The organism is Micromonospora sp. HUAS YX12, from assembly GCF_040215685.1.
In the GTDB taxonomy this organism is placed as follows: domain Bacteria; phylum Actinomycetota; class Actinomycetes; order Mycobacteriales; family Micromonosporaceae; genus Micromonospora; species Micromonospora tulbaghiae.
Map to the genome: position 1 here is coordinate 708356 of NZ_CP157974.1, position 23128 is coordinate 731483.

Below are 23128 nucleotides of genomic sequence, written 5' to 3' on the forward strand. Positions count from 1 at the left end.
AATCCCGACGCAAACTCCTTGATCACCGCCCGCGAGGCACCCGGAGGCGGTTGTCTCGACGAGCACCACGCCCGGGCGGCTGTAGATCTTGGTACGAAAAGGCCCCTATGAGGGCACTTTCCTACCAAGATCTACAGCAGCGCTCGCAATGTGGACTGCACATCTCACCCGTCGGGATGCGGGGCATCCGTCTGCGGCGACCTTGCACTTTGCGCCGGGCAGATGGGGCATTCACGACATCGATGGGGCAGCAAGTGCAAGATCGCGGACCTGGGTGGGCGCCGGGCCGGGGGCCGGGCGGAGCCCGCCGCGGGGTACGGGGGTGCGGGGTGCGGCGCCGAGGGCGGAGGGGGGCGGCTTGGTCAGGTGGGGTGGTTCGGGGTGGTGCGTTCGGCGGCTCGGATCGCTTCGGCGTACGCCACGGTGGCCCGCCTCAGCGCGGCCTCGGGATCGATGCCGGCCTGGCGGGCGGCGGCGACAGTGGCCAGCAGGCTCGCGCCGAGCCGGGCCTCCGGGTCCACCTGCGACTCGGCCAGCGGGGGCGGTACGGCGAGGCCGACCCGTCCGGCCCGGTCCAGGATCTTCGCGGCCAGCGACAGCGCGGGCTGACTCAGCGCGATGCCGTCCAGCACGGAGTCGCGGGTCTTCTCGGCCCGCTTGATCCGTTCCCAGTTCGCCTCGATCTCCTCGATCGAGCCGGCCGGCTCGCCGGAGAACACGTGCGGGTTGCGCCGCACCATCTTGTCGACGAGGGTGCCCGCGACGTCGTCGACGGTCCAGCTCTTGCCCTCCGGCAGGTTCTCCGCCAGCCGGGCGTGCAGCAGCACCTGGAGCAGCACGTCGCCCAGTTCCTCGCGGAGCGCGTCGGTGTCGTCGGCGCTGATCGCGTCGTACGCCTCGTAGCACTCCTCCAGCAGGAAACCGGCCAGGGTGCGGTGGGTCTGCGCCCGCTTCCACGGATCGCCACCGGGGGAGGCCAGCCGGTCCATCACCTCGACCGCGTCGAGCAGCCGGGCGCCGGGCGGATCCCACGAGCCGTACATCAGCTCCAGTTCGGCCAGGCCGGGCTCGCGCGCCAGCCGCAGCCCCAGCTCACGGGCCAGCGTCTCGTCGCCGGCCGGGCCGGCCAGCCACACCGCGCCGCCGTGCGCGGCGGACGCGTCGAGCAGCGCCTGGGTCGCACCCTCGGTCACCACGCTCACCTCGGCGCCGGCCATCCGGACCGCGCGGGTCAGCTCGCTCTCCGCACCGGCGAGGACCGGCGCGGAGCGTACGGCGTCCCAGGCGGCCGAGGTCAGCAGGCCGGCGGGCAGCCGGGGTGAGGTGACGAGCAGGACGATGCGCGCGGTCATACGGCTCCGGGAGCCGGCGAGTCACCGGCCGGCGCCTCCGGCGTCGAGATGTCGGTGACCGGGCCGTCCTGGTCGACGTACGGCAGGGAGTAGAAGACGAGCGACTGGCCGGTGTTGACCAGCGACGGCACGCCGGTCACCCCGAACCGGGGGTTGACGCGGACGTCCGACTTCTCGGCCTGCTCCTGAAGCGCGTTGCTCAGCGCGGTGGCGCTGCGGACGAACCCGGCCTCGCCGAACGCCTGCCGGACCTCGGCGACGCTCAGGCCCGGCTGGATCGCCCCGGTCTTCTCGATGGCCTGGTAGACGGCCATCAGGGACTCGTCGCTGAGGTCGGCCGGGGGCAGGCTCTGCTGGAGCGTGGCGGAGAGGTCGACCCACTCGCCCCACAGCTTCGTGTACTCGGTGCTCGCCGGCATGCGCAGTTGCTGCTGGAGCTGCTCCGGGGAGACCTGGTCGGTGACCTGGAGACCCTTGTCGGCCGCCACGCGCTTGCCCAGGTCGAGCGCGACCAGCAGGTTCAGTACGTCCTGCCGGGTCACCGGGGACCGCAGCTCCTCCGGCGACGGCGTCTGCGGCGCCTGGGTGCGGACCGCGTCCGCGTACTGCCGCTGCGCGTCCTCGTAGATCCCGTCGACCCGGTCGACGGAGTACCGGGTGTCGCCGACGTACGCGGCGACGTCCGGGGCGGAGCGGCCACAGGCGGCGAGAGAGAGCGCGGCGAGGGCCGCGACGCTGACGGCGACGAGGGAACGGCGAGCACGCATGAGGGTCACTCTCTCACGCCCCGTACCGGCCTGTGACTCCGCCCACCTCATCGCGCACCGACCGTACGGCCGGCAGAACCGGCCAGCTCCTCGGGCTTGCCGCGTCATCGTCCGCTCGCCACTGCGGGGCTGGCAGAACCGGCCAGCTCCTCGGGCTTGCCGAGGACGTCGGACAGGAGCTGCCCGCACCACTCCAGCAGCGCCTGGTCGCGCAGCGGCTCGCCGCCGATCCGCCGGGTGCTCGGCCGGGGCACGCTGACCTGGTCGAGCGCCTGCTTGTAGACCGAGTCCGGGTGGTAGCGCTTGAGGCGCATCTGCTTCGAGTCGGGCAGCGGCAGCGGGCCGAACCGGATGTGCTTGCCCTGCATCGACACGTCGGTCAGGCCGTAGCGGCGGGCCAGCAGCCGGAACCGCGCCACCGCGACCAGGTTCTGTACGGGCGCGGGCGGCTCGCCGTACCGGTCGGTCATCTCGGCGACCACCTCGCGCAGCCTCTCCTCGTCGCGGGCCTCGGCGAGCTTGCGGTACATCTCCAGGCGCAGCCGCTCCACCGCGACGTAGTCGTGCGGCAGGTGCGCGTCGATCGGCAGATCAATACGAACCTCCGTCGCCAAATCGCCGGACTCCGTGCTCTCGCCCTTGAAGGCGGAGACCGCCTCGCCGACCATCCGGACGTACAGGTCGAAGCCGACGCCCTCGATGTGGCCGGACTGCTCGCCGCCGAGCAGGTTGCCGGCGCCGCGGATCTCCAGGTCCTTCATCGCCACGTACATGCCCGCGCCGAGTTCGGTGTGCTGGGCGATGGTGGCCAGCCGCTCGTGCGCGTTCTCGGTGAGCGGCTTCTCCGGCGGGTAGAGGAAGTACGCGTACGCCCGCTCCCGGCCCCGGCCGACCCGGCCGCGGATCTGGTGCAGCTGGGCCAGGCCGAGCAGGTCGGCCCGCTCCACGATGAGCGTGTTGGCGTTCGGGATGTCGATGCCGGACTCGACGATCGTGGTGCAGACCAGGACGTCGAACTCCTTCTCCCAGAAGCCGACCATCACCTTCTCCAGCGCTTCCTCGCCCATCTGGCCGTGCGCCACCGCGACCCGGGCCTCCGGCACCAGCTCCCGGAGCCTGCGGGCCGTCTTCTCGATCGACTCGACCCGGTTGTGCAGGTAGAAGACCTGACCGTCGCGCAGCAGCTCACGGTGGATGGACGCGGCCACCTGCCGGTCGTCGTACGCGCCGACGAACGTGAGCACCGGGTGCCGCTCCTCGGGCGGGGTGGCGATGGTGGACATCTCCCGGATGCCGGTGATCGCCATCTCCAGCGTGCGCGGGATCGGGGTGGCCGACATGGCCAGCACGTCGACCGAGGCGCGCAGCGTCTTCAGGTGCTCCTTGTGCTCGACGCCGAACCGCTGCTCCTCGTCGATGATCACCAGCCCGAGTTGCTTGAACCGGGTGGACGCCTGGAGCAGCCGGTGGGTGCCGATGACGATGTCGACGGTGCCGGCGGCGGCCATCTCCAGCGTCTGCTCGGTCTCCTTCGGCGTCTGGAACCGGGACAGCTGCCGGATCGACACCGGGAACTGGCTCATCCGCTCGGCGAACGTGTTGTAGTGCTGCTGCACCAGCAGCGTGGTCGGCACCAGCACGGCCACCTGCTTGCCGTCCTGCACCGCCTTGAACGCCGCCCGTACCGCGATCTCGGTCTTGCCGTAGCCGACGTCGCCGCAGATCAGCCGGTCCATCGGGACGGTCTGCTCCATGTCCCGCTTGACCTCCTCGATGGCGGCCAGCTGGTCGGGCGTCTCCTGCCAGGGGAACGCGTCCTCCAGCTCCCGCTGCCACGGGGTGTCGGGGCCGAAGTTGTGCCCCTTGGACGCCTTGCGCGCGGCGTAGAGCTGGATGAGCTGCGCGGCGATCTCCCGGACCGCCTTTCGGGCCCGGGCCTTGGACTTCTGCCAGTCCGAGCCGCCCATCTTGTGCAGCGTGGGCTGCTCGCCGCCGACGTAGCGGGAGAGCTGGTCGAGCTGGTCGGTGGGGACGAACAGGCGGTCGCCGGGCTGGCCGCGCTTGCTCGGCGCGTACTCGATGACCAGGTATTCGCGGCTGGCGCCGTTGACGGTGCGCTGCACCAGCTCGACGTACCGGCCGATGCCGTGCTGCTCGTGCACCACGAAGTCGCCGGCCTTCAGCTCCAGCGGGTCGATGGTGTTGCGCCGCCGGCTGGGCATCTTGCGCATGTCGCGGGTCGAGGTGCCCCGGCCGCCGGTGACGTCGTTGCCGGTGAGCAGCACGAACTTCGACGCCTCGTCGACGAACCCGGCGGTGAGGCAGCCGCAGGACACCAGCAGCTCGCCCGGCGCGGGCGCGGCCGGAACCTCCTCGGTGAGCCGGGCGCCGAGACCGGCGTCGCGGAGCACCTCGACGGCGCGCTGGGCGGGACCGTGCCCCTCGAACACGAGCGCGATCGACCAGCCCTCACCGGCCCAGCGCTTCAGATCGTCGACCACCCGGGCGGTCTCGCCGTGGTAGAGCGGGGCCGGCTGGGCGGCGAGGCTCACCGCGATGGCGTCGTCGGGGGTGACGTCGACCTCGGTGGGCTCGTCCTCCCAGGGCTGCCGGGCCGGCGCCGCGTCCGCCTCCACCAGGCCGAACGGCGCGAGCGTCCACCACGGCTGGCGCAGGGCGCGGGCCGCCGTGCGTACCTCGGCCAGGGTCTTGAAGGCGGCGGCGCCGAGGTCGATCGGGGCCTGGCCGCCGACGGCGGCCGCGGCCCAGCTGGCCTGGAGGAACTCCTCCGAGGTACGGACCAGGTCGTGCGCGCGGGTGCGGATGCGCTCGGGGTCGCAGAGGAGTACGTAGGTGCCGGCCGGCATGCAGTCGACGAGCAGCTCCAGCGCGTCGGCGCCGATCAGGGCCGGAGCGAGCGACTCCATGCCCTCGACCGGGATGCCCTCGGCCAGCTTGTCCAGGATCTCGGCCAGCTCGGGGTGCTCGGCGGCGAGCGCGGCGGCCCGCTCCCGCACCGCCGGGGTCAGCAGCAGCTCCCGGCACGGCGGCGCCCAGAGCTGCGCGACCCCCTCGATGGTGCGCTGGTCGGCGACCGCGAACGTGCGGATCTCCTCCACCTCGTCGCCCCAGAACTCGACCCGGGACGGGTGCTCGTCGGTGGGCGGGAAGACGTCCAGGATGCCGCCGCGTACCGCGAACTCGCCGCGCTTGGTGACCAGGTCGACCCGGGCGTACGCCATGTCGGTGAGCCGGCGGGCGACCTCCTCCAGGTCGGCCTCGTCCCCGGCGGCGAGCTGCACCGGTTCCAGGTCGCCGAGGCCCTTGAGCTGCGGCTGGAGCAGTGACCGGACCGGCGCGACGACGACCCGCAGCGGCCCGGTGCGGCCGTGCGCGTCGGCGGCGTCCGGGTGGGCCAGCCGGCGCAGCACGGCGAGGCGCCGCCCGACCGTGTCGGAGCGGGGCGACAGGCGCTCGTGCGGCAGCGTCTCCCAGGACGGGAAGACCGCCACCTGCTCCGGCGGCAGCAGGCTGCCCAGCGCGGAGGCCAGGTCGTCGGCCTCGCGGGTGGTGGCGGTGACCGCGAGCACCGGGCGGCCCGCGCCGCCGGCCGGCTCGTCGGCGGCGACCGCTGCCACCGCGAACGGGCGCAGCGCGGCCGGGGCGGTGAGGTCGAGCCCGTCGACCTGCGCGGCACCGGAGCGCGCCAGGTCACGCGCCCGGGCCAGCCCCGGGTCGGCCAGGGCGGCGGAGAAGAGTCCGGTGAGCATCAGTGATCACTTCCAGCGGCTCGGCACACGACGACGACCCCGCGTCCAGCCGGACGGGGGGTGCACCGTTCGAGCCTATCCCCCTCCACCGACGATCCGGGGCCGCCCGCTGTTGGATCTTGACCGGCCGCGACCGGGCGTGGTGCGGTGGGCGGATGGTCGAGTATCGGACGGTCTTCGACGCCGAGGTGGTTTTCTCCAACGGTGGTGGCCTGCGCACCGACGGGTTCCGGCTGGACGTGCCGCACCCGGACGTCACCGACGACGAGGTGGCCGCTCTACTGGTCCGGCACCTGGGGCTGCTCATGGTCGGCGAGGTACGGATCACCAACCGGACCGTCGTCGAGGAGCCGCACAAGGGCGGGCGCGGGGTGGCCGCCCCGGCCACCGGCGGCGGGCGGAAGCTCGTCGAACTGAGTCACGTGATCACCGACGGCCTGGTCACGCTGCCCGGATGGCCCGCACCGGCGATCACCGAGTGGCTGACCCGGGAGGCGTCCCGGAAGCGGTACGCGCCGGGTGTCGAGTTCCACGTCGCGCGGATCGACATGATCGCCAACACCGGCACGTACGTGGACACGCCGTCGCACCGCTTCGCCGACGGACCGGACCTGACCGGGGTGCCGCTGGACCGCCTCGCCGACCTGCCCGGCCTGGTGGTCCGCGTGCCGGCCGGTACGCGGGCGGTGGACCGGCTGATGCTCGCCCCGTACGACGTGGCCGGGTGCGCGGTGCTGCTGCACACCGGCTGGGACGCGCACTTCGGCACCGACGCGTACGCCGCCCCGGAGGCGCCCTACCTGACCGGCGACGGCGCGCAGTGGCTGGCCGAGTCGGGCGCCGCGCTCGTCGGCATCGACTCGATCAACATCGACGACATGACTCCGGCGGCGGCCGGCCGGCGCCCGGCGCACACCGGTCTGCTGGCCTCCGGGGTGCCGATCGTGGAGCACCTGACCGGCCTGGACGCGCTGCCCCCGACCGGCTTCCGGTTCACCGCCGCCCCGCCGCGGGTGGCCGGCATGGGCACGTTCCCGGTCCGGGCCTTCGCGATCGTCTGATCCCCCTCCGCAAGATCCACTCCAGTTCGCCGAAGTGGCGGGGTCCAGCGCCCGCCGATGCCGCCACCTCGGCGAAGCGGAGTGGATCTTTCCTATCTCGCCCGCGCCGCCGGCCGCCCGCACACACCCCGCCAGCGGGTCGGCCCAGCAAGGCGGTGGGTGGAACACCACGGGTGCCAAACCAGGCCGGAGACACCCATGACGTTCCACCCAGCCGGATGGAGCGGCGGGTGAGTAGCGGCGCAGGGGTATTCGTGCGGGGTCAGTAGCGCACCGCGATCCGCCGCTCGACCGCGTCGACCCGGATCTCGCCGCCGTACGGGATGATCACCTGCGGGTCGGTGTGACCCAGGTCGACGTCGAAGACCACCACTGGGTCGTCGGCATAGGGGACGAGCGCCGACAGGATCGCCTCCCGCTGGTCGGCGGCCCAGGCCAGCCGCTCCGCGACGGAGTGCGGCCGGTCGAAGTCCCACGCCTTGGGGCGGCCGACCACGATCGCCGGGAAGCCGGCGAGCAGCCCGCGCTCACCCAGGTTCCGCACCATCCGGAAGACCTCCTGCGCGGACGGCAGCTCGTTGGACGTCTCCAGCACCAGCACCGACCCGGCCAGCTCGGCGGCGGACGGAACCCGGTCGGTCGCCATCAGCCAGTGCACGATCTCCAGGCAGCCGCCCCACGTCCGGCCCCGCACCACCCGGGCCGGGCCGTGCCAGCGCCAGCCCTCGGACGGGTACATCGGCGGCTCCTCCGCCAGCGTGGCCGGGTCACGCCAGTCGCACGGCTCGTCGCCCCACTCGCGGGCCGGGTTCAGGTCGTACCAGCCGGAGGTGAACAGCGCGGCGCGCAGCGAGTCGAGCGTGAGCGGGTGCGGCTTGCCGGAGCGCCCGAGGTGCACCAGCACCGAGCCGCCGTGGTAGCCGACGACACCCAGCCGGTACAGGTGGTTGAGCACGTTGGTGTTGTCCGAGTAGCCGAAGTACGGCTTCGGGTTGGCCCGCAGCACGTCGTCGTCCAGGTACGGGGTGACGGTGATCAGATCGTCCCCGCCGACGGTGGCCAGCACGGCGGTGATCGTCGGGTCGGCGAACGCGGCGGTCAGGTCACGCGCCCGGTCGCGCGGGCCGGCGCCCATGACCCGGGTGGTCGAATACTCCACCGGTTCCAGCCCCAGCTCGTCGCGGAGCCGGCGCAGCCCCAGCTCGTACACGTGGGGGAAGAGACCCGGCAGGCCGGCGGAGGGTGAGACGACCGCGACCCGGTCGCCCGGCTGCGGTTTGGCGGGATAGACAGGCACCGTCATGGCCCGACGCTATCGGCCCGGACCAGCGGTTTTCGCCCGACGAAACATCACGAGCCGGGCATATGCCCGCAATAGGCTGAGGCCGTGGACGACGAGCCGGAGCTGCGTACCCGGGACTGGCTGCCCCGCACGGCGGCGCTGATCCTCGGCACCCTGGCGCTGGCCAGCGCGTTCATCGCCGCCTACGTCGGCGCGCTGCACAAGCCGGACCCGCGCGACGTGCCGGTCGCCGTCGTCGCCGGCGACCAGCAGGCCCAGGCCGTGATGTCCGCCGTCCGCGCCCGCACCGACGTGATCAAACCCGTCGGGTACGACAGCCGCGGCGCCGCCTCCGACGGCCTCAACGACCGGTCGGTGTACGCGGTGCTCAGCTCCGCCCCGGAGGGCGGCCTGACGCTCGCCACCGCCAGCGCGGGCGCGCCCGCCGCCACCGAACTCGTCACCGAGGTGTTCACCGAGGCGGCCCGGCAGGCCGGGGTGCCGCTCCAGGTCACCGACGACGTGCCGGTCTCCGCCGACGACCCGCGCGGCCTGGTCCCGTTCTACCTGGCCGTCGGCGTGGTGCTCGGCGGCTACCTGGCGTCCACGGCGCTCGGCATCTCGCTCGGCACCAGCCCGCGCGACCTGCGCCGGGCCGGGCTGCGGATCGCCACGCTCGCGGTGCACGCGATCCTGCTCGGCGTCATCGGCGCGATCCTGGTCGGGCCGGTCCTCGGCGTGTTCGAAGATCGCGTGGCGACGGTCGCGGTGGTCGGGGCGCTCGCCGCGTTCGCGGCCGGGATGGTGGCCGCCGCCGTGCAGGGCTGGCTCGGGCTGCTCGGCACCGGCATCGTGATCCTGCTGCTCGTGGTGCTCGGCAACCCCGGCTCCGGCGGCATCTACGCGCCCGAGTTCCTGCCGCCGTTCCTGCGCGGGATGCACCGCTGGAACGTGCCCGGCCTGGCCACCGACCTGTTCAAGTCGGCGATCTACTTCGACTGGCGCGGCGGTGGCTGGGCGCTGACCGGGCTGCTGGTCTGGGTGGTCGCCGGCCTGGCCGGTCTGCTCACCGCGACGATGTTCCGCGCGCGCCGCCGGCCGGAGCCGGATCGGCACGCCGCCGAGCGGGGCTGACCCGCGGGCCGTCCCAGAGTGCAGATCATCACGCCGTCCCCCTCCTGTCCGCCGGGGCCGCGCGGATACCATCCAGAGGAGTCGGACAGCGCTGTCCTTCGTCCTCGCGTAAGGAGCGCAACCGTGACCGACCAGCACGACCACGACGGCCCCGACGCCGCTCTCCGGGCCGACATCCGCCGCCTCGGCACGCTGCTCGGGCAGACCCTTGCCCGTCAGGAGGGCCGCCCGCTGCTCGACCTGGTCGAGGAGATCCGCGCCCAGGTCCGCTCCGACGTGCCGGCCGCGGCCCAGCGCCTCGCCGGGCTCGACGTCACCACCGGCACGAAGCTGGCCCGCGCCTTCTCCACCTACTTCCACCTGGCGAACATCACCGAGCAGGTGCACCGCGCCCGGGACCTGCGCCGCCGCCGCGCCACCCACGGCGGGTGGCTGGACCAGGCGGCCAAGATGATCGCCGAGCGGGGCGTACCGGCCGAGGAGATCGCCGCGGCGGCCCGCCGCCTGGCCGTACGCCCGGTCTTCACCGCCCACCCCACCGAGGCGGCCCGCCGGTCCATCCTGTCCAAGCTGCGTGCGGTCGCCGACGAGCTGGACGCCGAGACCGCGAACGCGATCCTCTACGGCGCCAGCGACGAGGGCCCGGCGAACCGCCGCCTGGCCGAACTGCTCGATCTCATGTGGCAGACCGACGAGCTGCGGCTGGACCGGCCGGACCCGACCGACGAGGCGCGCAACGCGATCTACTACCTGCGGGACCTGTACGCCGAGGCCGCGCCGCAGGTCCTCGACGACCTCGCCGACACGCTGCGCACGCTCGGCGTGGAGACCTCGCCGACGTCCCGCCCACTGAGCTTCGGCACCTGGATCGGCGGCGACCGCGACGGCAACCCGTTCGTCACGCCGGTGGTCACCCGCGAGGTGCTGCGCATCCAGCACGAGCACGGCATCGCCGCCACCGAGAAGGCGATGGACGAGCTGATCAGCGAGGTCAGCGTCTCCCGGCGGCTGCGCGCGGTGTCGCTCGACCTGTCCGCCAGCCTGGCCAAGGACCTGGACGCGCTGCCCGAGGTGGCGCCCCGGTTCCGCCGGGTCAACGCGGAGGAGCCGTACCGGCTCAAGGCCCGGTGCGTGAAGGCGAAGCTCGCCAACACCCGGGAGCGGCTGCGGGCCGGCACCCCGCACGTGCCGGGGCGGGACTACCGGGGCTCGACCGAGTTGATCGCCGACCTGGAACTGCTGCGCGCGTCGCTGGCCCGCAACTCCGGCCAGCTCACCGCCGTCGGGCGGCTCGCCTCGACCATCCGTACGGTGTCCGCGTTCGGCCTGCACCTGGCCACCATGGACATCCGCGAGCACGCGGAGAAGCACCACGAGGTGCTGGCCCAGCTCTACGAGGCGGTCGGCGAGGTCTCCGACTACCCGGCGCTGTCCCGGCTGGAGCGCACCAAGCTGCTCGCCGACGAGCTGACCGGCCGGCGTCCGCTCTCCACCCAGGACAGCCCGCTCACTGAGTCGGCCCGCAAGACGTTCGACGTGTTCGCGGCCATCCGCGAGGCGCAGGACCGGTTCGGCCCGGAGGTCATCGAGTCGTACATCATCTCGATGACGCTCGGCGTGGACGACGTGCTCGCCGCCGTGGTGCTGGCCCGCGAGGCCGGCCTGGTGGACGTGCACTCCGGCCGCGCCCGCATCGGCATCGTGCCGCTGCTGGAGACCCCGGCCGAGCTGAACGCCGGTGGTGAGCTGCTGGACGAGCTGCTGTCGCTGCCCGCGTACCGGGCGCTCGTCGCGGCCCGGGGCGACGTGCAGGAGGTCATGCTCGGCTACTCCGACTCCAACAAGGAGGCGGGCATCACCACCAGCCAGTGGTCGATCCACCGGGCGCAGCGCGCGCTGCGGGACGTGGCCGCGCGGCACGGCGTACACCTGCGGTTGTTCCACGGCCGGGGCGGCACCGTCGGCCGGGGTGGCGGCCCCACGCACGACGCGATCCTGGCCCAGCCGTACGGCACGCTGGACGGCGCGATCAAGGTGACCGAGCAGGGCGAGGTCATCTCCGACAAGTACACGCTGCCGGCGCTGGCCCGGGAGAACCTGGAACTGACCGTGGCGGCGGTGCTCCAGGCCACGCTGCTGCACACCGCTCCCCGGCAGCCGGCCGAGATGCTGGAGCGCTGGGACGCGGCGATGGACGTGGTATCCGAGTCGGCGTTCCGGTCGTACCGGTCGCTGGTCGAGGACCCGGACCTGCCCGCGTACTTCTGGGCCTCCACCCCGACCGAGCTGCTCGGCGCGCTGAACATCGGCTCCCGGCCGGCGAAGCGCCCGAACACCGGCGCCGGCCTGTCCGGCCTGCGGGCCATCCCGTGGGTGTTCGGCTGGACGCAGACCCGGCAGATCGTGCCGGGCTGGTTCGGCGTGGGTTCCGGGCTGGCCGCCGCGCGGGCGGCCGGGCTGGCCGACGTGCTCGCCGAGATGAACCGGAACTGGCACTTCTTCCGCACGTTCCTGTCGAACGTCGAGATGATGCTGACCAAGACCGACCTGACCATCGCCCGGCGCTACGTGGAGACGCTGGTGCCGAAGAAACTGCACCCGATCTTCGACAAGATCGAGCAGGAGTACGAGCTGACCAAGCAGGAGGTGCTGGCGATCACCGCCGCACCGGCGTTGCTGGACAACTCGCCGGTACTCCAGCGCACGCTCGCCGTGCGGGACACCTACCTGGAGCCGCTGCACCACCTCCAGGTGGCGTTGCTGCGGCAGTACCGCGAATCCGGCGCCGCCGGGCGGGCGGTGGCGACCGCGCCGGGCGGCCGGCGTGCCCCGAACGACGGCACGGCGCTGGAGCGGGCACTGCTGACCACCGTCAACGGCATCGCCGCCGGCATGCGCAACACCGGCTGACGTGTAAGGAAGGGCCCCCTCTTAACGCCTCGTGCATAAGAAGGGGCCCTTCTTAACGCGTGCGCCCGGCGCGCCGCGAGCAGCGCCCGACGCGCGGCGAGCGGCGCCCGACGCGGCGGCGAGCGGCGCCCGACGCGGCGGCGCCGGCTAGAAGTCGCCGCCGCCGAAGTCACCACCGAAGTCCCCGCCGCCGAAGTCGCCGCCCGCGTAGTCGCCACCACCCTGGTCGCCGCCGCCCATGTCACCGCCCTGGTCGCCGAAGTCCTGGCCGTCGCCGAAGCCCTCCTGGTAGCCGGCGTCGTATCCGGGGTCGGCGAACGCGGGTGAGAACAGCGCGTCCGCGATCAGGAGACCGCCGACCACACCGACGCCCGCGCCGAGCGCGGTCTTCCACCACGGCGTGGAGTACCAGCCGGCCGGCACCGGCCGCCCCTGGAACCGGCCACCCGGGTAGTAGTAGGGCGTCGCGTTCCCCGGCTGCGGGCCGGCCCGGAACGTCTGCCCCTGCACGTCGACCTGGCGCTCCTTGGTGAGCGCGCCCGCGCCCTGGGCGGCGGCGAGCGGCGGCAGCTCCGGACCCGGGTCGATGCCCATCGCGGTCCGCGCCGCCCGGATGTACGCCAGCCCTTCCAGCGCGGTCTCCCGGGCCAGCCCGAACTGGCGCGGCGTGGTCGCCTGCTCCAGCTGCGAACCGGCCGCGTTGTACCGCTCACCCGCGTCGGCGAGCGCCTGCCGGACCGCCGGGGCGTCGCCGTGCAGATTCATCAGCTGGCCGCCGAGCCGCTCGTACCAGCGCTGCGCCTCGGCGCGGGCGTCGGCCAGCTCGTTGGACCGCCGCGATCTGCTCCCCCTTTGCCAGAGCACGAACGCACCTCCGAGCAGCAGGATCAGGACCAGCCACAACGCGAACTCCATGACTCGAACGTACCCACCGGGCGCTCGTCGTACCCGTTTGGCAAGCTCTTGGCCATGAGCTTTGCGACGCTGGCCGTGGTGGTGCTCTGCCTCGCCGCGGGCGGTGCGGTGGGCTGGCTGGCCGCCCGGGCGCGCGCCGCGGCGGACATCGCCCGCCTGGAGGCGACACTGGCCGCCACCCAGGCCGGCGAGGGCCGGCTGGAGCAGTCCATGCGGGCGCTCAGCTACGAGGCGACCGCGCAGTCCCAGGAGGCGGTGGCCCGCGCCGTCGCGCCGCTGCACGACACGCTGCGCCGCTACGAGCAGCGGGTGGCCGAGTTGGAGCGGGACCGGGTCGACGCGTACGCCGAGCTGCGCGAGCAGGTGCGCGCGATGAGCACGGTCTCCGGCGAGCTGCGCACCGAGACCAAGCAGCTGGTCGCCGCGCTGCGCGCGCCGCAGGTGCGGGGCCGCTGGGGCGAGCACCAGCTCCGCCGGATCGTCGAGGCCGCCGGCATGCTCGAACACTGCGACTTCAGCGAGCAGGTCACCGCCGCGACCGACCACCAGGGGGTACGCCCCGACCTGGTGGTGCGCCTGCACGGCGGCCGGACGGTGGTGGTGGACGCGAAGGCGCCGTTCGACGCGTACCTGACCGCGATGGAGGCGCGCGACGAGCGGGGGCGCGACACCCACCTGGACGCGCACGCCCGGCACCTGCGTGCGCACGTGGACGGCCTGGCCGCCAAGTCCTACTGGTCGGCGTTCGACCAGACGCCCGAGTTCGTGGTGCTGTTCGTGCCGGCGGACCCGTTCCTCGACGTGGCACTGCAACGCGACCCGTCCCTGCTGGAGCACGCCTTCGCCCGCAACGTGGTGCTCGCCACGCCGGCCACGCTGGTGGCGCTGCTGCGCACCGTCGCCTACTCGTGGCGGCAGGAGGCGCTGGCGCGCAACGCCGCCACCGTCCACTCGCTGGCCCGCGAGCTGTACGGGCGGCTGTCCACACTGGGCGACCACGTCGGCAAGCTCGGTAGTTCGCTGAGCGGGGCGGTGACGGCGTACAACCGGGCGGTGGGCTCGCTGGAGGCGCGGGTGCTCGTGAGCGCCCGCAAGCTGGCCGAGCTGGGCGTCTCGGACGACGAACTGGCCGCGCCGGCGCAGGTCGAGCTGGCGCCGAGGCAGCCGCAGGCACCCGAGCTTCGCCACCACGAATTCTGAGGCCGCTTCCCGGCTCGTCAATGAGCACACGCCAGCCGCACCAGCCCGCCCGAGTCGAGACGAAATCGCATTCTGCCGGACTGCCGCGATGCGCGCTGCCCCTCAGGGAATAACGGGCCTGCCGACCGACAGGGAAGCTCAAAAGATGATCGCACCGGCCCTGCCGGCGCACTCCGAGGGACCTCATCGGTTCGAGGCGGTTTTCGCTCCGGACGGTGAGCAAGGATGGAAGGCTCTGTTACTCGGGACCGACGGCTATCGTCCCGGCTCGGTGAGCTGGTTGAGCACTTGGTCGGACCGGTCGGCCGCAGCCTCTGCCGTCAGCGACGCCCGCGGTCCGCTACGGCAGGCGGGATGGGACGTCGGGCCTGTCCTGGACGAGACATGCTGCCCGACCTTCGTGGCGTATCGCGATGGTTGGCGGATCGAGGTGGGTTCACAGGGTGTCGTCGACGCTGATCGTGTCGGCGTTCAAGCCTCGGTAACTCGTGCCGCCCCCGCGCTGGCGTTGCCCGCGGCCGTGGCCGGTGCGGCGTTGGGGGCAATTGCGGGCTGGTGGATGGTCGCTGGCATCGCACACCACATCCGGCGTCGGCCGGCCGCTGAGACCCTGCCGGCTGTGGTGCTTTTCGTGATCGGCAGCGTCGCGTTGCTGCCGGCCACGGCAGTGAGCGCGTTGGCGCTCGGCCAGGCCCTCAGCGCGCCGGCGGAGCCGATCCCGGTCTGGCTGGGGTTCGGATTCGTCTTTCTGCGGCTCGGTGCGTGGATCGGCGCTGGGCTTCTCACGATTGCCGTTCTGACGATATGGAGACGTCCGGGGCTGGACGATGCCAGACAGGTGACGCAGAGCCGCCCGGTCTGACAACCGGTGGTTCGACGCTTCTCGGACCTGTCGGCTGGCACTTTTCAGTAGCTGCAGGCTCGCCCCTGTCGATGACGGCACCGACAGGGGCGAGTTGTGTGCGACTTAGCGCCGTCAGGCGGGGCGGGCGGACTCGACCACGAACGGGGTGCCCTGCTGGCAGGTGGTCATCATGCCCGGCTCGGGGCGGCCGGTGACCTCGACCCGGGCGCCGGCCTTGAGCACGTCGCGCGGGCCACCGACGAGCAGGTGGCCGTCGAGCAGCAGGCAGTTCGGCTCGACGCCGGCCTGCACGGTGCCGCTGATGACGGTGCCGCCGACACCCGGCGGGGTCGAGGGGCCGCCCTTCCAGGAGGGGTCCGGACGGCTCGGGCTGGTGCCGGGATCGGGCTGGCTGGTCACCGGGGCGGCTCCCGTCGTACTCGGGCTGGGGCTGGGATCGGCGGACCCGTCGCCGGGTGCGGCGCAGGCGGTCAGCGCGAGACCGGCGAGCAGTGCGACGAGCACCGTACGAGGAGTCTTCATGGTCGGTTGGACGCGGCGGACGGCCGATCCGTTCCCGGTCAGCCGCGGGCCGCGGCGGCGGCCTTCATGTCGCGCTTGAGCTCCTGCGGCAGCGAGAACGTCAGCCGCTCGTCGGCGGTGGTGATCTCGTCGACGTCGCCGAAGCCGCGCTCGGCCAGGTGCGCGAGCACCTGCTGGACCAGTTCGTCCGGCACGCTCGCGCCGGAGGTCACACCCACGGTCTGGGCACCGGTCAGCCAGGCGTCCTCGATCTCGTGCGCGAAGTCGACCAGGTAGCCGGCGCGGGCCCCGGCGTCGAGCGCCACCTCGACCAGCCGGACCGAGTTCGAGGAGTTGCGCGAGCCGACCACGATCACCACGTCGCACTCGGGGGCGATCTCCTTGACCACGTGCTGGCGGTTGGAGGTCGCGTAGCAGATGTCGTCGCTGGGCGGCGACTGGAGCAGCGGCAGCCGCTTCTTGAGCCGGGCCACGGTCTCCAGCGTCTCGTCCACCGACAGCGTGGTCTGCGACAGCCAGACCACCTTCTCCGGGTCGCGCACGGTGACCTTGTCGACCCCGTCCGGGCCGTCGACGAGCTGGATGTGGGCGGGCGCCTCACCGGCGGTGCCGATGACCTCCTCGTGCCCCTCGTGGCCGATGAGCAGGATGTCGTAGTCCTGCGCGGCGAAGCGGCGGGCCTCGTGGTGCACCTTCGTCACCAGCGGGCAGGTGGCGTCGATCGCCCGCAGCGAGCGCTGCCTGGCCTGCTCGTAGACCTCGGGGGCCACGCCGTGGGCGGAGAAGATGACGGTGGCGCCCTCCGGCACCTCCTCGTTCTCCTCCACGAAGATCGCGCCCTGGGCCTCCAGCGTGCGCACCACGTGCTTGTTGTGCACGATCTGCTTACGCACGTAGATCGGCGCGCCGTAGAGCTTCAGCGCCTCCTCGACGGTCTGCACCGCCCGGTCGACGCCCGCGCAGTAGCCGCGGGGGTTGGCCAGGAGCACGCGCTTGCCGGTCCGGGGAGTCGTCTCAGCGTCAGTCACCCGCCCATCGTACGTGCCGCCCTCCCGTGGGGCAGCGGCCGCGAGGCGCACGCGGGCGCTGTCGGTCCCGGGCCGTAGGGTGGGCGGGTGAGCGCGGGAGAAGACGGCCGGGGGGCGCCGGACGGGCGGAGCACGGCCGAGGAGCCGTGGCCGGTCCGTGTGGTCAGCCAGAAGGTCGGCGCCTGGATCGCCCGCCTGGGCTGGGTGTGGGTCGACGGCCAGGTGGCGCAGATCAGCCGCCGGCCCGGCGCGAGCACCGTCTTCCTCACGCTGCGCGATCCGTCGGCCGACCTCAGCCTGACCGTCACCACCAACCGTGACGTGCTGGACGCGGGCGCGCCGGAGCTGCGCGAGGGCGCCCGGGTGGTGCTGCACGCCAAGCCCGAGTTCTACGCCGCGCGGGGCACGCTCAGCCTGCGGGCCGACGAGATCCGCCAGGTCGGCCTCGGTGAGCTGCTGGCCCGGCTGGAGAAGCTCAAGAAGCTGCTCGCCGCCGAGGGCCTGTTCGACCGGGCCCGCAAGCGCCGGCTGCCGTTCCTGCCGGGCCGGGTCGGCCTGATCACCGGCCGCGCCTCCGCGGCCGAACGGGACGTGCTGACCAACGCCCGCCGCCGCTGGCCCGCTGTCGACTTCCGCACGATCAACGTGGCGGTGCAGGGGGCGAGCGCCGTGCCGGACATCGTCGGCGCGCTCAAGGTGCTCGACGCCGACCCGGCCGTCGACGTGATCGTCATCGCCCGGGGCGGTGGCGGCATCGAGGATCTGCTGCCCTTCTCCGACGAGGCGCTGTGCCGGGCGGTCTTCGCCTGCCGCACGCCCGTGGTCAGCGCGATCGGCCACGAGACGGACGCGCCGCTGCTCGACTACGTGGCCGACGTCCGCGCCTCCACCCCCACCGACGCGGCGAAGCGCATCGTGCCGGACCTGACCGAGGAGGTCCGGCTGATCGGCCAGGCCCGGTCCCGGCTCGAACGAGCAGTTCGTCACCTCGTCGACCGGGAGCAGCACCGGATCGACCAGGTGCGGTCCCGTCCGGTGCTGGCCCGGCCGCAGGTCATGGTCGAGCAGCGGGCGGTGGACGTGTCCGCGCTGCGCGACCGCGCCGGCCGGTCCCTGGAGCACCGGCTGCGGGGCGCGACCGACGACCTGCGGCACACGCTGGCCCGGCTGCGCGCGCTCTCCCCCGCGGCCACGCTGGAGCGCGGCTACGCGATCGTGCAGCGCGGCGACGGCCACGTGGTCTGCGCGGCCTCCGAGGTGGCCAAGGGCGATCCACTGCGGGTACGCCTCGCCGAGGGCGAGCTAACCGCCACCGTCGACGGCTGAGGAAAGAGAGACGATGACCGGGACGAAGCAGGACGAACAACTCAGCTACGAGCAGGCCCGCGCCGAGCTGGCCTCGGTGGTGGAGCGGCTGGAGGCGGGCGGCACCTCGCTGGAGGAGTCGCTGGCCCTCTGGGAGCGCGGCGAGCAGCTCGCCGGGGTGTGCCAGCGCTGGCTGGACGGCGCCCGCGCCCGCATCGACGCCGCCCGCCAGCGCGCCGAGGACTGACGGTGGGGTTCGGCGCGATCGCCGAACCCCACCGCGGACCTCAGTTGAACAGGTTGTACAGCTCGGCGGGGGCCTCGACGACCTGGTCGGCCGGGGGCTTCTGGGCCGCCGACGCGTTGCCGTAGTCGGTGTAGGTGATCTTCAGATCCTGCGCGGCGCTCTGGCCGGCGGCCGGGATCTTGAGCACCATCTCGCTGAGCCGGCCCTGCGTGTCGACCTTGGCGGTGAACGGCACCGACTGGGCCTGCGCCCCGAGCGCGGTGATCACGGCCGGGTCGAGCGAGCCCGCCTCGGCGGCCTTCGACACGTCGACGGTGCCCTCGTACGCACCCTCGCCGGTCTGCCGTACCTCGGTGATGCCCTGGGTGAGCACGGCGCTGCCGGCCGGGTCGAGCTTCTCGAAGTCGAAGCCCAGCGCCCGGTTGCCCTTGATCCGGTTCTGGTCGAGGTGGTGGTACTTGCCGGTGTTGAGGTTCTTCACGCCGGGGATCTGCGAGGCCGCCGTGCCGCCGAGTTCCAGCTTGACCCAGCTGTCCGGCTTGGCGTGGATCAGGTCCAGCTTCATCATCAGGTCCGACGACGGGTCGCCGATGGTCATCCGCATGTCGGCGCTCTGGCTCGGCTCGTGCACCTGCCCTTCGGCGGTGGAACCCGCGCCGGTCATGGAGAACTTGAAGTTCCCCTCGCGGATCGCGTTCGTGGAGTCGAGCAGAGCCTGCTTGGCCGCACTGCTGGACGCCGTGGCGCTCGGTGCGACGCTGCCGGAGGCGCTCGGGGTCGCGGAGGCATCGGACGTCGTCCCGTTGCCGTTGCAGGCCGCCAGGCCGGGAATGAGCAGCGCCGCGGCGAACGCGGTGGCGCTGAAGCGTCGAATCTTCACGTCAACCTCTCCAGGTGGGTCGTCCGGGCTCGATGTCCCTTCTGTTCCCGGAAGCGGGGTTCCGCAATCCCGCGTCACCCGGAGGGAGGACGTCAGCGCAGCGATGTGGCGAGCTTGCGCAGCTCCGTCTCGCCCGCGTCACCCACCACGATGACCGTGCGGTTCGGCTCCAGCAGGACGAGCGCCTGCTCGTTGCCGCGTGCGGTGTAGCGCTGCCAGCTGAGCCCGCCGGGCAGGTCGGCCGCCCCCTGCGGCTGCCCCTCGGTCAGCTCGGCCGGCAGCAGCTTCTCCGCCGGGACGTTGCTCTCCACGAGCTGCGCGCCCCGGCCCTCCGGGGTCACGTACCCGATCCGCAGCGTCGAGCCGTCCGCCTCGGTCCGGAAGCGGGCGTTGACCGTACGCCAGTCGTCGCCCAGCCCGGTCGGCTCGCTCACCGGAAAGGCGTTCGCGGAGCGGGCCTGCTCCAGCGCGGGCGCCGGGTCGACGGTGACCGGCGAGTCGCCGCCGAGGAAGCCCCGGTAGAAGGCGAGCAGCAGCGCGATCGGGACCAGCAGGATCAGCAGGGACAGCGCCATGTCCTTCGGCGACCGCTCGGAGCGGGCCTTCTCCTTGCCGGCGGGCAGCGCGGGGGTGTCCGCCGCGGCGGCCGGCTCGCCCCGGTCCGCGACGAGCGCGGGCTGACCCTCGGACGGGGCCGGGCCGTCGTCCGGTCGGACCGGCGGCTGGCCCTCCGGCGGGGTGGCGTCGGTCGGGGTGCGGTCGGCAGGCTGTGCGGCTTCCACCCGGCCATTGTCGCAGTCCACCGGGTGACGTGATCCTGGCCTCCTCCGCCCCGCCGGGACGGCGGACCTGAGATCGTGTGAGGATCAGCGACAAAACCGGCGGCGGTGACCGCCGGTCCCACCCCGCAACGTCGCGAGGAGGCCGCCATGACAACCACCAGGACGCGGACGCCCCAGGATCTCGACCGCAACCTCGCCCTCGATCTGGTCCGGGTCACCGAGGCCGCGGCGATGGCCGCCGGCCGCTGGGTCGGCCGGGGCGACAAGGAAGGCGGCGACGGCGCAGCAGTCGACGCCATGCGAAAGCTGATCAACTCGATCCCGATGCGCGGTGTCGTGGTGATCGGCGAGGGCGAGAAGGACAACGCCCCGATGCTGTTCAACGGCGAGGAGGTCGGCGACGGGACCGGTCCCGAGGTGGACGTGGCGGTCGACCCGATCGACGGCACCACGCTGATGAGCAAGGGCATGCCGAACGCGCTGGCGGTGCTCGCGGTGGCCGAGCGCGGCGCGATGTTCGACCCGAGCGCGGTCTTCTACATGGAGAAGCTGGCGGTCGGCCCGATGTACGCCGACGTGGTGGACATCAACGCCGGGGTGGCCGAGAACATCAACCGGATCGCCAAGGTCAAGGGCACCGACGCCGCCGAGGTGACCGTGTGCGTGCTGGACCGGTCGCGCCACGACGACCTGGTCAAGCAGATCCGTCGTACCGGCGCCGGGATCCGGTTCATCTCCGACGGCGACATCGCGGGCGCCATCGCGGCGGCCCGCGGCGAGTCGGACGTGGACGTGTTGATGGGCATCGGCGGCACCCCGGAGGGCATCACCGCGGCGTGCGCGCTCAAGTGCATGGGCGGCATGATGCAGGCCAAGCTCTGGCCGAAGGACGACGACGAGCGCCGCAAGGCGCTGGACGCCGGGCACGACCTGGACCGGGTGCTGTTCACCGACGACCTGGTCACCGGTGACAACTGTTTCTTCGTGGCCACCGGCGTCACCTCCGGCGACCTGCTGCGCGGCGTGCGGTACCGCTCCGGCGGGGCGTACACGCAGTCGATCGTGATGCGTTCGAAGAGCGGCACGATCCGGGTGATCGACTCGTACCACCGCTTGGAGAAGCTCGCCCTCTACTCGGCTGTCGACTTCGACGGGCGTCCGCTGGCCGAGCAGGAGTGAGCACGGCCGGGACGGCGGCACCACCTGCACCGCCGACGCTGTCGACCGGGCGACGAGTCGCCGGTGTCGGGTTGGCCACCGCCTCGGGCGTGATGGTCGCCGTCCAGTCCCGGATCAACGGCGAGCTGGGCGTACGCCTGGCCGACGGGATCGCCGCCGCGGTGGTCTCGTTCGGTGTGGGCCTGCTGATCCTGCTGGTGCTGGTCCCCGCCACCCCCGGTGGCCGGCGGGGACTGGCCGCCCTGCGCGGCGCGCTGCGGGCCGGCACGCTGCGGCCGTGGCAGTGCCTGGGCGGGGTGTGCGGCGCGTTCCTGGTGGCGACGCAGGGGCTGACCATCGGCGCGCTCGGCGTCGCGGTCTTCACCGTCGCGGTGGTGGCCGGGCAGTCCGGCAGCAGCCTGCTCGTCGACCGGGCCGGCATCGGCCCGACCGGCCGGCAGCCGGTCACCCCGAACCGGCTGATCGGCGCGGTGCTCACAGTGCTCGCCGTCCTGCTGGCGGTGGGCGACCGGCTCGGCGACCCGGACGCGCTGGTGCTGGCCCTGCTGCCGCTGGCGGCCGGGGTGGGCATCGCCTGGCAGCAGGCGGTCAACGGGCGGGTCCGGGCGGCCTCGGGCAGCGCCATGACCGCCACGCTCGTGAACTTCACAGTCGGCACGGCGGCGCTGCTCGTGACCTTCGCGGTGGACCTGGCGGTACGCGGCCGGCCGGCCGGCGCGTTCCCGGACGAGCCGTGGCTCTATCTCGGCGGCCCGCTCGGGATCGTGTTCATCGCGCTGGCCGCTGCCCTCGTCCGGTTCACCGGGGTGCTGCTGCTCGGCCTGGCCACGATCGCCGGGCAGATCGTCGGCGCGGTGCTGCTGGACCTGGTGCTGCCGACCGCCGCTTCGCACCCCGGGCTGGACACGCTGCTCGGCGCGGCGCTGACCATGGTCGCCGTGCTCGTCGCCGCCTTCGGTCCGAGCCGCCGCCCCTAACCGGCGGCGGCGGAGGCGGCACGCAGGCCGGTGACCATCTCGTCGACGACCCGGTCCAGCGGCGTCCCCGCGATCCCGAACGTCTCGCCGGCGGCGGTGGAGTCCATCACGAACGGCCCGGCGAACTGGTGCGCGGTCTCCCGCATCTCCCGGGCGAACGGGTCGGCCAGGCCACCGAGCCAGAGCAGCGGGTAGGGCATCCGGGTCAGCCGGGGTGCCGGCGCCCCGGCCCGCTCCGCCGCCCGGACGGCGAGCGCCCGCATGGACATCGGGGGCGCGCTGGGCACGTGCCAGGCCCGTCCCCAGGCCCGCGGGTCGGTGGCGGCGGCGACGAGGGTACGGGCGACGTCTCCCACGTACGTCCAGGTGTGCGGCGCGTCCCAGGCGACCGGCAGGAACACCCGCTGCCCGGCGAGCACCTTGGGCAGCACCATCATGGGCAGCGAGTTGCCGCCGAGGCCGATGTAGTCGGAGCCGCGTACCTCGGTGATCCGGGCCCGGCCGGCATGGTGGGCGGCGAGGGCGTCGGCCCACATCCGGTTGCGGACCCGGCCCTTGACGCCGGTGGCGGCGAGCGGGGTCGCCTCGGTCATGGGTGCGCCGACCGGGCCGTACCCGTAGAGGTTGCCGACCGTGGCGAGCACGGCGCCGCTGCGCTCGGCGGCGGTGAGCAGGGCGGCGGCCAGCGGCGGCCAGTCCGTCGGCCACCTGTGGTACTCCGGGTTGGCGCAGTTGTAGAGCGCGTCCGCGCCCTCGGTGAGCGCGGCGAGCCGGTCCGCGTCGCCGGCGTCGGTGGCCACCCGCTCGATCGCCGGGTGCTCGGGGCCGGTGCCGCGCCGGGTGACCACCCGCACCCGCTCGCCGCGCTCGGCGAGGAGGCGGGCGGTGGCGGTGCCGACGGGGCCGGCGCCGACGATCACGTGCAGTGCCATGACAGGTCCACCTTCACTGA

General features: G+C 73.1%; 19 protein-coding genes. 9 read left to right on the plus strand and 10 right to left on the minus strand.

Going from position 1 to position 23128, the window contains the following annotated elements:
* Positions 1-362: 362 nt before the first annotated feature.
* The 3 genes from ABIH81_RS03475 to mfd all read right to left on the minus strand — a co-directional run bounded on the left by ABIH81_RS03475 (position 363) and on the right by mfd (position 5889).
* Positions 363-1352, minus strand: a complete 990-nt coding sequence (locus tag ABIH81_RS03475) for a nucleoside triphosphate pyrophosphohydrolase (RefSeq protein ID WP_349878988.1) — start codon at positions 1350-1352, stop codon at positions 363-365.
* Positions 1349-2119, minus strand: a complete 771-nt coding sequence (locus ABIH81_RS03480; protein ID WP_349878989.1) for a SurA N-terminal domain-containing protein — start codon at positions 2117-2119, stop codon at positions 1349-1351. The genes ABIH81_RS03475 and ABIH81_RS03480 overlap by 4 nt, the downstream gene beginning before the upstream one ends.
* Before the next feature lie 104 nt (positions 2120-2223).
* Complete coding sequence (gene mfd / locus ABIH81_RS03485; RefSeq protein ID WP_349878990.1) at positions 2224-5889, minus strand: transcription-repair coupling factor; 3666 nt, start codon at positions 5887-5889, stop codon at positions 2224-2226.
* A gap of 155 nt (positions 5890-6044) precedes the next feature.
* Between mfd and ABIH81_RS03490 the strand changes: the two genes are divergently transcribed.
* Positions 6045-6950: a cyclase family protein gene (locus ABIH81_RS03490; protein ID WP_349878991.1), complete on the plus strand. Its 906-nt coding sequence runs from the start codon at positions 6045-6047 to the stop codon at positions 6948-6950.
* 262 nt (positions 6951-7212) lie between these two features.
* Here the strand turns inward: ABIH81_RS03490 and ABIH81_RS03495 are convergent, their stop codons facing one another.
* Complete coding sequence (locus ABIH81_RS03495) at positions 7213-8253, minus strand: S66 peptidase family protein (protein WP_349878992.1); 1041 nt, start codon at positions 8251-8253, stop codon at positions 7213-7215.
* A gap of 84 nt (positions 8254-8337) precedes the next feature.
* On the opposite strand from ABIH81_RS03495, the gene ABIH81_RS03500 reads away from it, so the two are divergent.
* Together ABIH81_RS03500 and ppc are read left to right on the plus strand one after the other, a co-directional pair.
* Positions 8338-9366, plus strand: coding sequence for a hypothetical protein (locus ABIH81_RS03500; protein ID WP_349878993.1), 1029 nt, complete (start codon positions 8338-8340; stop codon positions 9364-9366).
* 123 nt (positions 9367-9489) lie between these two features.
* Complete coding sequence (ppc, locus tag ABIH81_RS03505; RefSeq protein ID WP_349878994.1) at positions 9490-12276, plus strand: phosphoenolpyruvate carboxylase; 2787 nt, start codon at positions 9490-9492, stop codon at positions 12274-12276.
* 147 nt (positions 12277-12423) lie between these two features.
* Here ppc and ABIH81_RS03510 read toward each other — a convergent pair whose 3' ends face one another.
* Entirely contained in the window at positions 12424-13191 is a 768-nt protein-coding gene (locus ABIH81_RS03510; protein WP_349878995.1) for a hypothetical protein, read from the minus strand.
* 54 nt (positions 13192-13245) lie between these two features.
* On the opposite strand from ABIH81_RS03510, the gene ABIH81_RS03515 reads away from it, so the two are divergent.
* Together ABIH81_RS03515 and ABIH81_RS03520 are read left to right on the plus strand one after the other, a co-directional pair.
* Entirely contained in the window at positions 13246-14391 is a 1146-nt protein-coding gene (locus tag ABIH81_RS03515; protein WP_349878996.1) for a DNA recombination protein RmuC, read from the plus strand.
* A gap of 145 nt (positions 14392-14536) precedes the next feature.
* On the plus strand, positions 14537-15253 hold the full coding sequence (locus ABIH81_RS03520; protein WP_349878997.1) for a hypothetical protein: 717 nt from the start codon (positions 14537-14539) through the stop codon (positions 15251-15253).
* A 114-nt stretch (positions 15254-15367) separates the two neighbouring features.
* Here ABIH81_RS03520 and ABIH81_RS03525 read toward each other — a convergent pair whose 3' ends face one another.
* Complete coding sequence (locus tag ABIH81_RS03525; RefSeq protein ID WP_210899923.1) at positions 15368-15778, minus strand: hypothetical protein; 411 nt, start codon at positions 15776-15778, stop codon at positions 15368-15370.
* A gap of 38 nt (positions 15779-15816) precedes the next feature.
* A complete protein-coding gene (locus ABIH81_RS03530; RefSeq protein WP_349878998.1) occupies positions 15817-16806 on the minus strand; it encodes a 4-hydroxy-3-methylbut-2-enyl diphosphate reductase in 990 nt (329 codons plus the stop codon).
* Positions 16807-16893: 87 nt separating this feature from the next.
* On the opposite strand from ABIH81_RS03530, the gene xseA reads away from it, so the two are divergent.
* Positions 16894-18132, plus strand: coding sequence for an exodeoxyribonuclease VII large subunit (gene xseA, locus ABIH81_RS03535; RefSeq protein WP_349878999.1), 1239 nt, complete (start codon positions 16894-16896; stop codon positions 18130-18132).
* 13 nt (positions 18133-18145) lie between these two features.
* Entirely contained in the window at positions 18146-18358 is a 213-nt protein-coding gene (locus tag ABIH81_RS03540) for an exodeoxyribonuclease VII small subunit (RefSeq protein ID WP_128136699.1), read from the plus strand.
* Between the two features lie 40 nt (positions 18359-18398).
* Here the strand turns inward: ABIH81_RS03540 and ABIH81_RS03545 are convergent, their stop codons facing one another.
* Both ABIH81_RS03545 and ABIH81_RS03550 read right to left on the minus strand, forming a co-directional pair.
* On the minus strand, positions 18399-19238 hold the full coding sequence (locus tag ABIH81_RS03545) for a hypothetical protein (RefSeq protein WP_128136700.1): 840 nt from the start codon (positions 19236-19238) through the stop codon (positions 18399-18401).
* Between the two features lie 92 nt (positions 19239-19330).
* Positions 19331-20020: a DUF4245 family protein gene (locus tag ABIH81_RS03550; protein ID WP_349879000.1), complete on the minus strand. Its 690-nt coding sequence runs from the start codon at positions 20018-20020 to the stop codon at positions 19331-19333.
* Positions 20021-20167: 147 nt separating this feature from the next.
* Here ABIH81_RS03550 and glpX point away from each other — a divergent pair, with 147 nt between their 5' ends.
* On the plus strand, positions 20168-21199 hold the full coding sequence (glpX, locus tag ABIH81_RS03555; RefSeq protein ID WP_349879001.1) for a class II fructose-bisphosphatase: 1032 nt from the start codon (positions 20168-20170) through the stop codon (positions 21197-21199).
* A 92-nt stretch (positions 21200-21291) separates the two neighbouring features.
* Positions 21292-22176 (plus strand): DMT family transporter, encoded by an 885-nt coding sequence (locus tag ABIH81_RS03560; protein WP_349880995.1) that lies wholly within the window; start codon positions 21292-21294, stop codon positions 22174-22176.
* Here the strand turns inward: ABIH81_RS03560 and ABIH81_RS03565 are convergent.
* Complete coding sequence (locus ABIH81_RS03565; protein ID WP_349879002.1) at positions 22173-23108, minus strand: NAD-dependent epimerase/dehydratase family protein; 936 nt, start codon at positions 23106-23108, stop codon at positions 22173-22175. The two genes, ABIH81_RS03560 and ABIH81_RS03565, sit on opposite strands and share 4 nt — an antisense overlap.
* Positions 23109-23128 lie beyond the last annotated feature (20 nt).

Bases quoted from the DNA above. Each gene is read 5' to 3' on its own strand.
- ABIH81_RS03520 (WP_349878997.1), top strand. From the start codon at position 14,537: ATGATCGCACCGGCCCTGCCGGCGCACTCCGAGGGACCTCATCGGTTC.
- ABIH81_RS03495 (WP_349878992.1), bottom strand. From the start codon at position 8,253: ATGACGGTGCCTGTCTATCCCGCCAAACCGCAGCCGGGCGACCGGGTC.
- ABIH81_RS03510 (WP_349878995.1), bottom strand. From the start codon at position 13,191: ATGGAGTTCGCGTTGTGGCTGGTCCTGATCCTGCTGCTCGGAGGTGCG.
- ABIH81_RS03490 (WP_349878991.1), top strand. From the start codon at position 6,045: ATGGTCGAGTATCGGACGGTCTTCGACGCCGAGGTGGTTTTCTCCAAC.
- mfd (WP_349878990.1), bottom strand. From the start codon at position 5,889: ATGCTCACCGGACTCTTCTCCGCCGCCCTGGCCGACCCGGGGCTGGCC.
- ABIH81_RS03475 (WP_349878988.1), bottom strand. From the start codon at position 1,352: ATGACCGCGCGCATCGTCCTGCTCGTCACCTCACCCCGGCTGCCCGCC.
- glpX (WP_349879001.1), top strand. From the start codon at position 20,168: ATGACAACCACCAGGACGCGGACGCCCCAGGATCTCGACCGCAACCTC.
- ABIH81_RS03565 (WP_349879002.1), bottom strand. From the start codon at position 23,108: ATGGCACTGCACGTGATCGTCGGCGCCGGCCCCGTCGGCACCGCCACC.
- ABIH81_RS03515 (WP_349878996.1), top strand. From the start codon at position 13,246: ATGAGCTTTGCGACGCTGGCCGTGGTGGTGCTCTGCCTCGCCGCGGGC.
- ABIH81_RS03560 (WP_349880995.1), top strand. From the start codon at position 21,292: ATGGTCGCCGTCCAGTCCCGGATCAACGGCGAGCTGGGCGTACGCCTG.
- ABIH81_RS03540 (WP_128136699.1), top strand. From the start codon at position 18,146: ATGACCGGGACGAAGCAGGACGAACAACTCAGCTACGAGCAGGCCCGC.
- ABIH81_RS03480 (WP_349878989.1), bottom strand. From the start codon at position 2,119: ATGCGTGCTCGCCGTTCCCTCGTCGCCGTCAGCGTCGCGGCCCTCGCC.
- ABIH81_RS03525 (WP_210899923.1), bottom strand. From the start codon at position 15,778: ATGAAGACTCCTCGTACGGTGCTCGTCGCACTGCTCGCCGGTCTCGCG.